This is a genomic window from Microcoleus sp. Z1_A1 (assembly GCF_036700305.1).
In the GTDB taxonomy this organism is placed as follows: Bacteria; Cyanobacteriota; Cyanobacteriia; order Cyanobacteriales; family Microcoleaceae; genus Microcoleus.
Window position 1 is genome coordinate 23,001 of record NZ_JAUBOR010000045.1, and the last position, 14,952, is coordinate 37,952.

Annotated in this window: 12 protein-coding genes and 2 pseudogenes; 6 read left to right on the forward strand and 8 right to left on the reverse strand. The window is 45.2% G+C overall.

The window, feature by feature from the left end; all coding sequences use genetic code 11:
• Position 1: 1 nt before the first annotated feature.
• A complete protein-coding gene (locus QT973_RS22415; RefSeq protein ID WP_333273751.1) occupies positions 2 to 580 on the reverse strand; it encodes a DUF29 domain-containing protein in 579 nt (192 codons plus the stop codon).
• An 81-nt stretch (positions 581 to 661) separates the two neighbouring features.
• Here QT973_RS22415 and QT973_RS22420 point away from each other — a divergent pair, with 81 nt between their 5' ends.
• Entirely contained in the window at positions 662 to 1,807 is a 1,146-nt protein-coding gene (locus QT973_RS22420; protein ID WP_333263564.1) for an iron-containing alcohol dehydrogenase family protein, read from the forward strand.
• Positions 1,808 to 1,906: 99 nt separating this feature from the next.
• Complete coding sequence (locus QT973_RS22425; protein WP_333392207.1) at positions 1,907 to 3,088, forward strand: aspartate aminotransferase; 1,182 nt, start codon at positions 1,907 to 1,909, stop codon at positions 3,086 to 3,088.
• A 76-nt stretch (positions 3,089 to 3,164) separates the two neighbouring features.
• On the opposite strand, the gene QT973_RS22430 is transcribed toward QT973_RS22425, so the two are convergent.
• Entirely contained in the window at positions 3,165 to 3,557 is a 393-nt protein-coding gene (locus tag QT973_RS22430; protein WP_333392209.1) for a hypothetical protein, read from the reverse strand.
• Positions 3,558 to 3,925: 368 nt separating this feature from the next.
• Positions 3,926 to 5,068, reverse strand: coding sequence for a hypothetical protein (locus tag QT973_RS22435; RefSeq protein ID WP_333273748.1), 1,143 nt, complete (start codon positions 5,066 to 5,068; stop codon positions 3,926 to 3,928).
• A 961-nt stretch (positions 5,069 to 6,029) separates the two neighbouring features.
• Here QT973_RS22435 and QT973_RS22440 point away from each other — a divergent pair.
• The 3 genes and pseudogenes from QT973_RS22440 to QT973_RS22450 all read left to right on the forward strand — a co-directional run bounded on the left by QT973_RS22440 (position 6,030) and on the right by QT973_RS22450 (position 8,310).
• Positions 6,030 to 6,233: a hypothetical protein gene (locus QT973_RS22440; RefSeq protein WP_333057284.1), complete on the forward strand. Its 204-nt coding sequence runs from the start codon at positions 6,030 to 6,032 to the stop codon at positions 6,231 to 6,233.
• A gap of 777 nt (positions 6,234 to 7,010) precedes the next feature.
• Positions 7,011 to 7,109 (forward strand): annotated as a pseudogene (locus tag QT973_RS22445) (transposase); the annotation flags it as partial.
• Positions 7,110 to 7,275: 166 nt separating this feature from the next.
• Entirely contained in the window at positions 7,276 to 8,310 is a 1,035-nt protein-coding gene (locus tag QT973_RS22450; protein ID WP_333057286.1) for a glycosyltransferase family 2 protein, read from the forward strand.
• A gap of 219 nt (positions 8,311 to 8,529) precedes the next feature.
• Here the strand turns inward: QT973_RS22450 and QT973_RS22455 are convergent, their stop codons facing one another.
• The 3 genes and pseudogenes from QT973_RS22455 to dapF all read right to left on the reverse strand — a co-directional run bounded on the left by QT973_RS22455 (position 8,530) and on the right by dapF (position 10,965).
• Entirely contained in the window at positions 8,530 to 9,015 is a 486-nt protein-coding gene (locus QT973_RS22455; protein ID WP_333057287.1) for an IS66 family transposase, read from the reverse strand.
• Positions 9,016 to 9,362: 347 nt separating this feature from the next.
• A pseudogene (locus QT973_RS22460) lies at positions 9,363 to 9,845 on the reverse strand (hypothetical protein); the annotation flags it as partial.
• Between the two features lie 277 nt (positions 9,846 to 10,122).
• Positions 10,123 to 10,965, reverse strand: coding sequence for a diaminopimelate epimerase (gene dapF, locus QT973_RS22465; RefSeq protein WP_333057288.1), 843 nt, complete (start codon positions 10,963 to 10,965; stop codon positions 10,123 to 10,125).
• Positions 10,966 to 11,563: 598 nt separating this feature from the next.
• On the opposite strand from dapF, the gene QT973_RS22470 reads away from it, so the two are divergent.
• Positions 11,564 to 11,776: an Hfq-related RNA-binding protein gene (locus QT973_RS22470; RefSeq protein WP_333057289.1), complete on the forward strand. Its 213-nt coding sequence runs from the start codon at positions 11,564 to 11,566 to the stop codon at positions 11,774 to 11,776.
• Positions 11,777 to 11,957: 181 nt separating this feature from the next.
• On the opposite strand, the gene QT973_RS22475 is transcribed toward QT973_RS22470, so the two are convergent.
• Positions 11,958 to 14,273, reverse strand: coding sequence for a cation:proton antiporter (locus QT973_RS22475; RefSeq protein WP_333392211.1), 2,316 nt, complete (start codon positions 14,271 to 14,273; stop codon positions 11,958 to 11,960).
• Between the two features lie 415 nt (positions 14,274 to 14,688).
• Positions 14,689 to 14,889 (reverse strand): hypothetical protein, encoded by a 201-nt coding sequence (locus tag QT973_RS22480; RefSeq protein ID WP_333314420.1) that lies wholly within the window; start codon positions 14,887 to 14,889, stop codon positions 14,689 to 14,691.
• Positions 14,890 to 14,952 lie beyond the last annotated feature (63 nt).

Here is a 14,952-nt window from a genome sequence, read left to right on the forward strand (position 1 = left end):
TTTAATTTTCTTCATCGTTATCAGATAAAGTATATTCCTCCTCAAAAACTTCTGACCAAGAAAGGGAAGTCAATTGACATTCAACTTTCCTCATTTCGGTGTTAGCCTCTTTCACGGCTGCTTGAAAACATTTATCCCAAATAGATGCAATAAATTCACGATTTAAACTAGGAACTTCTTCCTGAATATCTTCTATTTCTCGGCGTGCGGATAGAATGCTAATAGCCCAGCTAGTAGTTTGTTTTTGAGGTTGAGATTTCCATTTAATAATATGAAGCATTAAACGAATTAACTGGCTTTTTAATGCTCGTTTTTCGGTTCTTCCCATTGCTTCAATTAAAGATTCTAAACCTGCCGTTGCTTCCATAGATTTTCCTTCTTTGAGAAGTGTCTGGACTGTGACAGCCGTTTGATAATGAGAACACACTGCTAACCAGTCCCAATCTTGTTTAGTCAGCATTGCCCTATCCTTGAAATTGCTTATATTCCTAAATTTATCATAGCGATCGCCCCTCAACTGGGTTCTCCCACCCCCCAACAGCCCAACAATACTTAATAAAAACTTTATAAAACTTACCATATTCGCATAGATTAGAGTTATCCTAGAAAATCCAGCAATCCTGCAAAGCGTCAACCTTCTCGTCACTTATCCAGTGGTTCGATGACTCAAACCCAAAGCACCAAAACCGCCACCGCACCAGCAATTTATTCCTTGACAATTGCTCCCGCCTGTGTATTGCGAGGTCGATCGGCCTTAGCACAAGCCGGAGATGCGATCGCCCGTTTCGGAAAGCGGCCGCTAATCGTCGGCGGCAGCAACTCCCTCGCCGCCGCCCAACCCTACCTGCAACCAATCCTCGAACAGCAGCAGTTAAAATCCGCCGAAACAGCATACGGCAAGGATTGCAGCGAAACCAGCCTCGAAACCCTCCGCGAAGCAGCCAAAACCCATCAAGCCGACTTCATCATCGGAGTTGGCGGCGGCAAAGCCTTAGACGCAGCCAAACTCGTCGCCCATCAGTGCAAAATCCCGATCGTCACCATACCCACATCAGCAGCCACCTGTGCCGCTTGGACAGCCCTTTCTAACATTTATTCAGAACAAGGTGCATTCCAATACGATGTCACATTAGCCAGATGTCCAGACTTATTAATACTCGATTACGGTTTGATTCAAACCGCACCGCAGCGGACATTAGTAGCAGGAATTGGAGATGCGATCGCCAAATGGTACGAAGCATCAGTCAGCAGCGGACACTCCGAACAAACCCTGATAATTTCCGCCGTCCAACAAGCTAGAATACTGCGCGATATTTTATTTCAAAAATCAGCCGCCGCCCTCAAAGAACCCGGTAGCGAAACCTGGCAAGAAGTCACAGATGCGGCCGTATTGCTAGCAGGAGTAATCGGTGGAATCGGTGGTGCTCAATGTCGCACCGTCGCCGCCCACGCCGTCCACAACGGCCTAACTCATCTATTAGCAAGTCACGGCACATTGCACGGCGAAAAAGTCGCCTACGGCATTTTAGTACAACTGCGACTAGAAGAAATGCTGCAAAACAATCAACTCGCCGCTAGCGCCAGACAGCAACTGCTAAAATTCTACGCCGAGATTGGATTGCCCCAAACTTTAGACAACCTCGGACTCGGAGACATTACCATCACAGAATTGCAGCGCGCCGCCGACATAGCCTGCAATCCCAATTCCGACATCCACCGACTGCCTTTTAAAGTTGTTCCCCAACAATTAATGGCAGCGATGGTTTCTACCACCGCACCTGTGGGAGAATTAAAGATTAAGAATTAAAACAGTTTGTAGTAAGGACTAAAGTCCTGAAAAGGCTGTGCTAGCAAGGACGAAAGTCCTTACTACAAACCAGGAAAACTGACAACTGACAAAAAATAAATGACCTTGGATTGGATTACCCCTGCTGACAGGTTGCAAAAACTACCGCCCTACGTATTTGCCCGTCTCGACGAACTCAAAGCCCGCGCCCGCGAACAAGGACTCGATTTAATAGACTTAGGAATGGGAAACCCCGACGGGGCGACTCCTCAACCAGTAGTAGAAGCGGCTGTCGCAGCCATCCAAAATTCTGCAAATCACGGCTATCCACCCTTTGAAGGAACTGCCAGTTTCCGCCGTACAATTACTAAATGGTACAGCCGCCGCTACAACGTTGAACTCGATCCAGAAAGCGAAGCATTGCCTTTGTTGGGTTCTAAAGAAGGTTTAGCACATTTTGCGATCGCCTATATCAATCCAGGGGACGTAATATTAGTACCAAGTCCTGCTTATCCCGTATTATTTCGCGGCCCAATCATCGCCGGTGCAAAAGTTCACAACATCATCCTCAAACCAGAAAACGACTGGGTAATTGACTTAGCCGACATTCCCGACAGCGTAGCCGAACAAGCCAAAATACTCTATTTCAATTATCCCAGTAATCCGACTGGAGCAACTGCACCCCGCGAATTTTACAAAGATATTGTTGCTTTCGCACACAAACATCAAATCTTGCTGGTTCACGACTTGTGTTATGCGGAATTAGCCTTTGACGGCTATCAACCGACAAGTTTATTAGAAATTCCCGGCGGTAAAGAAATCGGGGTGGAATTTCACACCATGTCCAAAACCTACAATATGGCCGGCTGGCGCGTCGGTTTTGTAGTAGGAAATAGCAAAATTATTCAAGGTTTGCGGACATTAAAAACTAACCTAGATTACGGTATATTTTCCGCTTTGCAAACAGCAGCAGAAACAGCACTGCAATTGCCGGATAGTTACTTGCACGAAGTGCAGAATCGTTACAGGACTCGCCGGGATTTCATGGTGGAAGGATTGGCAGAATTAGGGTGGAATATTCCTAAACCTCTGGCTGCAATGTATCTTTGGGTTCCCTGCACTCCGGGCATGAGTTCGACTGATTTTGCCCTCAATGTTTTGCAGCAAACGGGTGTTGTGGTGACTCCTGGCAATGCTTTTGGGCCGGGCGGCGAAGGATATGTGAGAATTAGTTTAATTGCAGATTGCGATCGACTGGGAGAAGCATTGCGGCGCATGAAACAAGCTAATATTCGATATTAGTTATTGGGCATGGGGCATGGGGCATAGGGCATGGGAATTGGGCATTGACTTTCAAGTACAATCTTGAGGCAAGTGACTAATTAATTAAATTCAACCTATCCTCATAACCCAGCATTATCTTCTGCAAGGTGTTCTGCAACTTCTGAAATTCTGAATCACTTACAGAAAAATAAATTATTGCCTCATCGTAATCTGTATTGGAGTTGGGTCTTGAAGGATCGAAACTAACAATTAATCGATCTCGGCTTAAAGTAACTTCTTGAATTCCTCCATATTCTCCCCAACACTGATCGTCTATCTCCCAGTAAACACATCCTAGGTTAGGAGGAGGAGCTTTTTTATAAAATTCATTTCTTTCCATAACAAAATAATGATAGTTTTCGCTATCCTCATCCTCCTCAGAAGAAAAACCGATAGAAAATGGGTCTTCAATTCCCACAAGTTGTGCAAAAAGTTCAAACACCATCATAAACTTAATCCACTTGTTTTGGTGAGCTATTTTAACCGGAACTTCCCCTTCTACGCTCTTAACTTTTCTCTGAAACCATTTATAGCGGTTCTCAAGAAAGTGAAGTAAGTAGGCGGCGTCCCATGCCCTATTGGTGTCAACTTAACATCAAACCGATAGTCCGGCAGGGGTTTAAACCCCTGCCTCAAAGCTAAAGTCCTCTCAAAGAGGACTGAAGAACTCATTAGTCCTCTTTGAGAGGACTTTAGCTATAAGCCCCGTGGAATTCATTCCCTGGCGGACTGACGGGTGGGCGGGAGGACTGGTGGACCAAAAGCTTAAGTTGACACCAATGCCCATGCCCCATGCCCTATCCCAATTCCCAATAACTACGCTTTTTTAATTTCATTAGTAATCCAGTCAAAAGTTTCCATAACTTGCTTGAGATCCGATTCGTCTTGCAAAGTAAACAAAGCCAGACTCGGCGACCTTCTCTCACCCGGTTCTATAGGTAGCGACAGACCGATCGCACTCAGCTTACTTCTCAATTCCAGCCAATTTTGTTCCGCATTAAACGGCGGCTGGGAACCGTAATTGTTAGCAGAAATCTCCATTCTGCCAGCAATATCTACAGTGAATAACTGATAAGGTTTTCTTCCCTTTTGAGGCAATTGAGCGGCGAAACCGCCGTAGGCATCCCCCGTTCCCCAGTGGATTTGAACTTCGGGTTCTTGACTTTTTGCCCATCGGTAAATAGCTTTTGCCATTTGCGCCTCGTCCGCGCCTCGTCTAGCTTTGATTTCGGCAAAAAATGAAGATTCATCCCAGCGCCTTCTTTCGCGCGTTGCGCTGGATTTTTTCTGCTGTGCTTCCGCTGTCTGACCGATCACTCTGGGAACCAGCGTTTTCAAACCGTCTTCACTTACATACTGCTTAATTTCCAGGGCCAAAACTTCAACGGGGTCCATTTGTTCGTTGAGAAATTCCACAACTCGGCGCATTTCAGCGGAAATCTCGTCAGCTACAAACACTAAGCGAACTTTACCCGCTTGCAAATTAGTTTTAACCTTCTGCCAAAATAGGTCTTCATTAGCATCCGCACCGAGAAACTCTTCAAAAATCTGTTCAGGATCGCGACCCCGATCGCGACAATTAGCTTCAAACAGAGCAATAATTGAATCGATCGGCCAGTAAACCAACGCATTAGCAGCATAGTCGATCGACTGGCCCAAAACTTTTTGTCGCAGTTCGGCATTAGGAGTTCGCCGGACATCCACCAAAGTAGGAACTGCATTTTGGTCGAGAAACAAATGATCCAGCGACCACTGCACCGCTGTTTCCTCATCGCTGGGTGCAGCTTCCCGCGAAATTAACAGCCATCTGCGCGCCGTCGCCCGATCGATTTGGTCTCCCGCGATCAAATTAGGATAAGTTACTAGCAAGTCTTGTAACTGGTCTTCCGAGTCGTAGGGCTGTTCCATCATTTCTACCAGCCTGTCGTCGTCCTGAATCAGATAAATACCTCCAGCCATGCCAGCCCACCTACTTAATTTTAGATTTGAGATTTGAGATTTGAGATTTCCGGCTTAGTTATTAGTCTTTAGTCTTCATTCCGCAGCCAATGATATCATGTCCGATCGATTAACCATAATATCCCCGTCGGGGCTGGTTTGTGAGACAGGGTAAACGCATCTTAACTTTTACCCAAAATATGATACAATTAAATCCGACTAATTTTTCATGTAGTTTATTGTAGTTTATTGATGCTATCAATGGCAAGAGGTTTTAGTAAAGCTGTAACTTCCCAACAAAAATAAACAGATTCATTACCACCTTCAATGAATCTTTTAAATACCCTTTTTTTAGAGCATTTTCCCAACTATAAAAATTCAAGAATAGAAAGAAGTAAAGAACACTTACTTAAAGATATTAGATCGACGATGGCGATTCTAGCTGTCCAGACGCGGTGCAGACGGATGGGTGGCAATAGAAGCCTAGGTAATGCCAAATATCAATGCTTAAAAAGCTTTCTATAATTACCGAATAGCCTACCATCTCATGACACATTTAGTCGGCTATTTTCCCGAAGTGAACCACAATAGTTTCAAGAATGTTTTTTGACTTGGGTAAATGCCATAGTCGGGGAATTAGAACTAAACGCGATCGCCCTTCATTGATGGCGAAACAATAAAACAATTATATGACCGAAATAGCCAGCCAAAAGCGATATATATAGTTACAAGCTAGTCTTCATTTCATCAATTGGTTTTAGAAAAAAAAAACATAAAAAATCTAATGGAATGACCAAGAATTTCTTGATGCTACCCGCCACGTGATTTATCCGTGCAATCAATCCAAAATCTAAAATCGAAAATCCTCAAGCCCCCGAATTTATCCGTGGGGTAAAGCCAAAATCTAAAATCTAAAATCTAATGACAGCGATTGCGGAATTAATAGAAATGTTATAAATTGCCGGAAGTGTAATAACTATAGATGATCGGCTGTTATCAAAAAAATATAATATCTCTGATTTTCAAGAAAAAAGAAGATTATATTTTAGCTTTCAAAGGCAATCAACAACTTTTATACAAAGCCGTGAAAGAGTGGTTTGAAGTAGCTCAAGAAGCAGATTATTTAGGAAAAAAGTATGATTATTATGAACATGAACAAGTAGAAGCAGGACATCACCGAGTGTAACAAAGACAAGTCGGGAATGTGGATTTATCCGAGTTACCACCTCTGCATAATCAAGCATTATGGACGGGATCAAAAACAGTTGTCATGATAGTTAGTGAACAAAGATTGTAGAATAAAACCACCACATAAGCTCGTTTTTACGCTTAGTAGTTTCAGCAGTAATGCTGAGACAATGGCTGGGGCGAGCCGCAGTCACTGGGGCATTAAAAATAGCTTATATTGGACGCTTGATGTTACATTTTGTGAATATAAAAGCTGGATTATGAAACAGAACTCTCCCGTAAATTTTGCACTTCAATCGGAGGCTAGCCATAAATATACTGCAACAAGAAAAAACTTCCGGCACAAAGTCTAAAAATGAAACGCTATCGAGCGGGAAGGGATAATTATTGATTTCAAATTTTAAACTTTGCCAGCTAACGCTTAAAAGATAACACCCATCTCTTGTGAAATCTATCCTGATTTTTAAATTTTATAAATTCTTAAAATTTTGATTGAATCTGCTTCACTGGGGTTAAACTTAAGAATTTTCCGATTTTTTTTTTAGTTATTTAGTAATGCAAAAACTCACTTTTTTGTCAAATTAAATTAATTTAGATACGTTTACCATATTCTCAGTATAATTTTTATGACAATTTGTGTAATATCTCAACTTATTAAATCACAAAAATATCTGTAAGTGAATATATAATTGCTTTTACACCGCCTAATTTTTATATTTTATAGTTAATTTTTATAAGATTATTAACTTTTTGAAATACTAGGTTCTGTAGAGCAGGAATTAACAACCGAATCAAGTTGATTAAGCGGCAAGCTTATGGATTTGTCAACTTTGATAACTTTCTGGCGAGGCTATTAGCTTGCTTTTCTGATTAGTTTTGCCGATCGTGTTGACTCCAGAAGAACTGAATAAGCTAGAGGCAGTCTAACACCGAAAAGCGTAGCTCCATAGAAGTTACAATATAAAGATATTGTGAACTTACCTTGAGTGTCGCTAAAATATTAAAATAACAGCTCGCGAGTGGAATTTAAGAGGTAAGACTTGAAACAAGTTGGATTAGTGGCGATCGGACGCAATGAAGGGCCGCGCCTGCGCCAGTGCCTAGTATCGGCCACAGACAAAGTTGCCCGCGTCGTGTATGTCGATTCCGGATCAACAGACGGTAGCCTAGAGTTAGCCCGATCGATCGGAGCCGATACAGTAGAACTAAACTTATCTATACCGTTTACTGCAGCACGCGCCAGAAACGAAGGCTTTGCTCGCTTGCTGAAACTATCACCAGACATCGAATTTGTCCAATTTGTAGACGGCGACTGCGAATTGGTTGACGGATGGATCGAACTCGCCCAGCAAGAACTCACAGCCAAACCCGACGTAGCCGTAGTGTGCGGGCGCCGGCGCGAAAGATTTCCCAACGCCACAGCATACAACCGACTCTGCGACATCGAGTGGGACACGCCTGTCGGCGAAGCCAAAGCCTGCGGCGGCGACTCGATGATGCGCGTCGCGGCGTTCGAGCAAGTCGGCGGTTTCAACCCTGCACTCATTGCTGGCGAAGAACCGGAACTCTGCGTGCGGCTGCGTCAAAACGGCTGGAAAATCGAGCGATTAGATGCAGAAATGACCCTGCACGACGCCCAAATGACAAGTTTTACCCAGTGGTGGAAACGTTCTCAAAGAGCCGGTCACGCCTACGCCGAGGGTTCCTGGCTGCACGGAAACACCCCCGATCGCCACTGGGTCAAAGAGACCACCAGCATCTGGTTCTGGGGATTCGTTCTGCCTGTGCTAGCATTGGGCACAGCCTGGTTCACCCACGGGTGGAGCCTGTGGTTGCTCGCCACCTACCCGATACTTACCTACCGAATTTACCGCCGGATGTTGCAGCGGAATTTGCCAGCCAAGGATTCTGGTCTTTATGCTATATCTTGTGCGATCGGGAGATTTCCCCAATTGCAAGGTCAGATTCAGTTTCATCAGCGTCGCTTGCTGGGACAGCGCAGCAACTTGATCGAATACAAGAGATCAAGCCCATCAATGGAGCAAGTTAGAATTAGTGCTAAGTCTACTAAGTAGGTTAGCCACCATCAACTTAACAGGTTTTTTCTGGAACGTACTTCTCCCCTGTAATCCCGATTCCCGTGTAGAGGCGGGTTTTCTCCCCAACCTCTACACCCGACACCGGAACCTCAAAAAACCTGCAACCGATCGAGTAATTTCTTCAAAACTAAACTGACAAAGATCGATTTATAAACAAAGGTATCCAACCAATGAACAACCAAAAATTGTAATTGCTCAACTAGGGGAAAAAAGGGAGCCATCAGTAGAGAGAGCTTGTTGAATGGATTGATAAGCAGTTAAACCCGGACGCTTGCCAGTATTAACAACTGAACGAACGGCAGCAAACAAATCTCGCCCCCATTCCGAACGGAAGCCATTGGTCACACGGCGAAATATCACACTCATCCGAATCGCCTGTTCACTACTATTATTCGTGGGTGGAATTGTCGCATCTTCCAGAAATAGAAATAAATTGTCAATCAGCCCACCGTAACGTTTTCGTAACCGTATACCATCCGGATGCTGTGGTGCTAAATCCAAAATTTTGGTTAATCTTTCCTGTAAATTTATTCGATATCTCAAGAGTCTAGTATCATCCATATTCTCCCGTTGCCGATGGATGATAAAAGCCCTTAATAATAACCTCTTCATCGCTGGGGCAAAAATTCTGGCAAGAGCATCAATCGCATATTGGCAATCCCGCAGTTGATGTGCACTCACACACTTGCCATTGTGGTGCTGGGTGATTTTTTTGAGCGCGGGAGAAATCTGACACCCAGATATCGGGACGATGTTCTGCGAGAACTTCGTTAGGAATGATATCAAATCCGGTAGCATCGTCCTGTATTCATCTCTGTATTCTCTCCCTCTGCGTTCTCTGCGCCCTCTGCGGTTAAATCATTCCGATGCAACCGGAAACGATATGAGAATTAAATAACTTAGAATGCGTGATGGTTCTTGTGGGATGGGCGTCCCGCCCGTCCAGAAAGGGCGGGATCTTAGGCCCAACCCACTTTCAAGAGTGTAAATTATTTAATTCGCGATCCTAAGTTATTTATTTTCTATTGCTCAGCGGAAATCTCGTCAGCTACAAACACTAAGCGAACTTTACCCGCTTGCAAATGAGTTTTAACCTTCTGCCAAAATAGGTCTTCATTAGCATCCGCACCGAGAAACTCTTCAAAAATCTGTTCAGGATCGCGACCCCGATCGCGACAATTAGCTTCAAACAGAGCAATAATTGAATCGATCGGCCAGTAAACCAACGCATTAGCAGCATAGTCGATCGACTGGCCCAAAACTTTTTGTCGCAGTTCGGCATTAGGAGTTCGCCGGACATCCACCAAAGTAGGAACTGCATTTTGGTCGAGAAACAAATGATCCAGCGACCACTGCACCGCTGTTTCCTCATCGCTGGGTGCAGCTTCCCGCGAAATTAACAGCCACCTGCGCGCCGTCGCCCGATCGATTTGGTCTCCCGCGATCAAATTAGGATAAGTTACTAGCAACTCTTGTAACTGGTCTTCCGAGTCGTAGGGCTGTTCCATCATTTCTACCAGCCTGTTGTCGTCCTGAATCAGATAAATACCTCCAGCCCTGCCAGCCCACCTACTTAATTTTAGATTTGAGATTTGAGATTTGAGATTTCCGGCTTAGTTATTAGCCTTCAGTCTTCAGTCCGCAGCCAATGATTTGTGAAGGCGGAAGGCATTGGTCAGAATTCAATAAAAATTTTGAAGTCAATAATTTTTATTGCTTGTTAATTCAACAAAAAATCCCTTCTGACCAGTGACTGATGACTAATAACTAATGACTAATAACTAATGACTAATCACTCATACAACCAGTAAATACTCGCTGTGCCGGCCCGGTCATGTAAATGCGCCCAGAAACTTCTGCCCATTCGATTTCCAAAACGCCGCCGGGGAGCTCAACAGCAGTTGCCCGATCGCACTTTCCTACCAACACCCCAGCTACCACAGCAGCACAAGCACCAGTCCCACAAGCTAGAGTAACACCCGCGCCTCTTTCCCACACCCGCATTTTTACATAGTCTGAACGTACCACTTGAATAAATTCCGTATTGGTACGCTGCGGGAATGCTTTGTTGTGCTCGAATTGAGGCCCGACAGTTTCTAAAGCAACAGCCGCAACATCCTCTACAAAAGTAATACAGTGAGGATTGCCCATACTGACGCAGGTAACAGACCAAGATTTATCAGCAACTTCGATCGGCACATCTATAGCTTTGGCATCCGATGCAGCCAAAGTTGTCGGAATTTCCGCAGCCAGTAGCCGGGGAACCCCCATATCCACCTTAACCTGACCGTCCGATCGCAATTCCGGGCTAATCACACCAGCCAGAGTGTGGATGCGGTACTGAGTTTTCGCCTCTGACCCGTCCAAATCCGCGATAAACTTAGCCAAACAGCGAATCCCGTTGCCGCACATTTCTGGTTCCGAACCGTCGGAGTTAAAAATCCGCATCGTATAGTCAGTGTCATTTTGACCCGGAAGAGCAAATATCACACCGTCTGCACCAATCCCGAAATGTCGATCGCACAAATCCACAGCTTGTTCTGGCGCGATCACCGGTTCTGACGAGTGGCGGTTGTCAATCAGAATAAAATCATTTCCCAGTCCGTGATACTTCGCAAACTCGATCGGCATAAAAACAAACCTCTTTTGGTTAAAACTGATTAGATAATTTGCGGACCAAATTACCCATTTCTCAGTATTATAAAACTTTATGCAATTTATAGTCCTTTCTCGTGCAACATAAACAAATATAATATTTATAACTCCCCAGCGATATTTAATACTAATTCTCAAAAGTCATGCAACAGTAGCTGTAGGGTGCGTCGCCACCATTAAATTCTAAAAAAGAGCGACCATCTCCAAGCGACGCACCTTAGCTGAAGCGCGATCGTAAACCAACCACAAACTAATACAGCGGATTCCAGGTTTATAAAGTACACCCCAGAAACCGGGTTTCTTCTGGATTTCTCGCCAGAAACCGGTTTTATTCAAGAAACCCGGTTTCTCTGTACTTCACTTACCTGGAAAGTGCTGTAATTGTTGCAATATTTTGGAGAATTCGTATAATTAATGCTGATGTCAATGGCTGAATGAATATCGGTATAAAAGTAACCGCCAAGGGGTTTCTCCGTCATCGGGGAGACACCCTTGTAGTTGCGGCAGTAAGGGTTAAACGGTATAAACAGAAGAATATGGTTTAAGGTAATATTTGACTATAATTTTCTGAACTATGTCTGAATTTGAAACCGGATTGCCCAGCGTTCGCTTAATACAAAGCTACATCAAAGACAAACAACAGGTGGAAATCAAACTCCTGACCGGCGACTTAGTAGCTGGCAGAATTTTTTGGCAGGATAATAGCTGCATTTGCCTCCTCGATCCATCAGAAACACAAATTCTGATCTCGCGACCAGCAATTGCTTATCTCAAACCCAACGGCTGAGGAGACAGAGAGAGTGGGAGAGGGGGAGACAGGGAGAGGGGGAGATTGGGAGATTGGGAGAGTGGGAGAGGGGAAAAATCTTCCCTCTTCCCTCGAACCTCTTCCAACTTCGGTCTTCCTGACCTCCGTTACATCCGTTACATCCGTTACATCCGTCGAGCGAATCCGTTGCCGAACTTCCCTAATCGCTAAACAGCTTTTCGATGACTTGGGCCTTGACCAAAGGCAGCTTTAAAGCTGGTTGTGGCACCCGCGGTGAGGCCGTCCGCTGCATCAAGCCGAGCTCGTAAAAGCCGCCACACAGCAGCAAACGATCGCCTTCTTGCAAATTGCTACTTCCGTCGGGCCAGCGAGTAAATTTCCCTTCCCGGCGGATAGCCCGCACCTGCACCCCGTACTGCGTCAGCACATCTACCTCTGACAGTTTTTGGCCCGCCCAAGGGCTGTTTGCTGGCAGTCTCAGCCACTGGCAAGAACTGTCCCCCTGCGGGACTGCAACTTCCCCCTTCGCCAGCAACTCAAAACTGATGAGTTCTTCCGGTTCTCCCACTACAAAAAGTCGATCGCCCGGCTGCAAAGCTGTCTTGCCGTTAGGATAATCAATTTCCTCGCCATTCTCGCGGACGATCGCCATCACGCTAACCCCTGTCAACTGGCGCAGGTTAGTTTCTTCCAGAGTCATGCTGGCGATGGGAGAACCCGACGGCAAGTTGTACCACTCGCTGTTCATATCTCGAACCGCCACTTTCAAATCCCGCGAAATCGCCAAAGGTTCGCGCGGTGGCCGCAATTCCAGATAGCGGCTGCTGCGAATTTGCTGCACATCCCGCCCGATCGCCATTGCCGAGAGTCCCATGCCAGCCAGCAAATGGGAAGACAGTTCTAAACTGGCTTCAAACTCCGGCTGCACAACTTCCCAGGCCCCCAATTGATAAAGCAATTCGATGTCTTTATCTTGGTTCGCGCACACCACAATATCCAAATCCGGGACTAATTCTAAAGCCCGCTTCAGACACAAGCGAGTGCTCATGGGATCGGGAAGGGCGATCGCCATTGCTTTTGCCCGTTCCACCCGCGCCGCTTCCAATACGTGCAAACTGGCAGCATTCCCGTAAATGTAAGGAATTCCTTGCATTCTGCACTCTTGAATTCTACTTTCTGACTCATCGATCACCACAACTGAACAGTTGCGGCTTTGCAGCATTTTGACTAAAATTCTGCCGACTCGCCCGTAGCCGCAAACCACAACATAATTTTGTTCCGGCAAAGTTTCAGCTATTGCCACAGGTTGAGATGTTTCGTCAAAATAGCGCTGCAAAGGCCCGAAATTTTCCGCCCATTTCAATAACTGCGGCACGCTTCTCAATACAAACGGAGTTAGCACGAGGGTGACTGCTGTCGTTCCTAAAATTAACAGGTAAACGTTCCGCGAAACCAGCCCCATAGCTTGGCCGGCACTAGCGAGTACAAAGGAGAATTCTCCTATTTGAGCTAAGCCCAAACCTGCGATTAATGCTGTTTTTAGCGGATAGCCAAATAGTCGGACGATCGGCGTTATAATCAAGAATTTGCCGACAAATACTATAAATACCAGTCCCAGAATTACTTCTAGATGGTTCCACAGAAACACCGGGTCGATTAACATTCCGATGGTGACAAAAAATAAGGATGCAAAAATATCTCGCAAAGGCTCGACATAAGTTAGAGTTTGGTCGGCATATTCCACCTCGGAAATCATTAAACCCGCCACAAATGCGCCCATCTCGATCGAAAAACCCAAATATTCTGTCAGCAGCGCAATCCCTAAAGCCAACACCACAACTCCCAGCAAAAACAGTTCCCGACTTTCTGTTTTCGCCAAATAGCGCAGCAACTGCGGTACCATCCAAATGCCCGCGACTACAGCACCGATCGCAAATAACCCGATCCGCAGCAGGGCCCACGCTACCGTCATGCCGATCGCTTCTGCTGGCTGATTGAGTGCCGGCAAAACTGCTAGCATTAGCCCCAAGGCCAAATCTTGAACTACTAATATTCCCAGCATGACTTGACCGTGGGAAGTACCGCCTTCATTGCGCTCCATCAAGCACTTGAGTACAACGGCGGTCGAAGAAAGCGACAGAATCGCCCCTAAAAACACGCCTTGAGCGGGCGATTCTACCCACCCTACAGCCAAGGAAATTGCAGTAGTAATGGCGATGGTCAGCACAATTTGCAAGCCCCCCCCGCCCAAACTAATGGCTTTTACTTTCTGGAGTTCGGCGAAAGAAAATTCCACTCCCAAGGCAAATAACAGAAAGGCAACCCCGAATTCCGCCAGGGTGTCTACCTGAATTAATTCTTTAATCAGCCCCAAACCGGCCGGCCCAACTACGATCCCTCCCAGGAGATAGCCGAGAATTACCGGCTGTCGCAATAGCGATGCAAAGAGTCCTCCTGCTGCGGCAGCAGCGAGAACTAGAACTAAGTCAACGATCAGTCGGAAGTCTTCTTGCACAACTTTATGAAAAAAGTATAAAGTTATATTATAGTGTCTAATGTGTTGACTATGTTTAGTGAGTTGACAGTAGTTGAGGAACAAGCACAACGGCCACCCTCGACTAAGGTATTTTTTCATTGCACAGAGTTCAACTTCTCACAAAAAGCTTAACCTCTGGCAAGTTGATCGAGGGATTGTGGGGGTATTAGTGGTAATGTTTCACCTCAACGAGATGAGCGCGGTGAGATTAAATCAAGTTACTTTTTTTAATTTATTTCAGGCTGGGTGGAGCGGTGTTGATTACTTTTTTGTATTGAGCGGTTTTCTCATGGTGTAGGTTCACCGATCGGCGAATGGTAAAAAGGATTAGTTAAAATTGTTTTTATTTATGCAAGCCCTGCTTGCAGATTTACCCTATCTACTGGATAATTACTCAGGCACTTTTGTATTTTTTTATAGTAATCCCCGGTTTTGCTAACAATAAAAATTTAGGTTTTAGACAAGTAATTTGGTTTAATCTTGATACCTCAAAATGACTTGCCCATTCGGGATGCAAGTTTGACAAAGCTGGCGTCGCACCTGTAAATACTGCCCTAGAGGCGATCGACTCCCTAACTGTCCAGGGCGAACGCATCTAAATTTCATGTTAACATAATCTGGTATATTGGAGAAGAATTATTGAGTAACTACAAAACAT

What these genes read in the sequence shown, in the direction of transcription:
- QT973_RS22425 (WP_333392207.1), top strand. Translation starts at nt 1,907, where the DNA reads ATGACCTTGGATTGGATTACCCCTGCTGACAGGTTGCAAAAACTACCG.
- QT973_RS22440 (WP_333057284.1), top strand. Translation starts at nt 6,030, where the DNA reads ATGATCGGCTGTTATCAAAAAAATATAATATCTCTGATTTTCAAGAAA.
- QT973_RS22430 (WP_333392209.1), bottom strand. Translation starts at nt 3,557, where the DNA reads ATGATGGTGTTTGAACTTTTTGCACAACTTGTGGGAATTGAAGACCCA.
- QT973_RS22480 (WP_333314420.1), bottom strand. Translation starts at nt 14,889, where the DNA reads ATGCGTTCGCCCTGGACAGTTAGGGAGTCGATCGCCTCTAGGGCAGTA.
- QT973_RS22435 (WP_333273748.1), bottom strand. Translation starts at nt 5,068, where the DNA reads ATGGCTGGAGGTATTTATCTGATTCAGGACGACGACAGGCTGGTAGAA.
- dapF (WP_333057288.1), bottom strand. Translation starts at nt 10,965, where the DNA reads ATGCCGATCGAGTTTGCGAAGTATCACGGACTGGGAAATGATTTTATT.
- QT973_RS22470 (WP_333057289.1), top strand. Translation starts at nt 11,564, where the DNA reads ATGTCTGAATTTGAAACCGGATTGCCCAGCGTTCGCTTAATACAAAGC.
- QT973_RS22415 (WP_333273751.1), bottom strand. Translation starts at nt 580, where the DNA reads ATGGTAAGTTTTATAAAGTTTTTATTAAGTATTGTTGGGCTGTTGGGG.
- QT973_RS22420 (WP_333263564.1), top strand. Translation starts at nt 662, where the DNA reads ATGACTCAAACCCAAAGCACCAAAACCGCCACCGCACCAGCAATTTAT.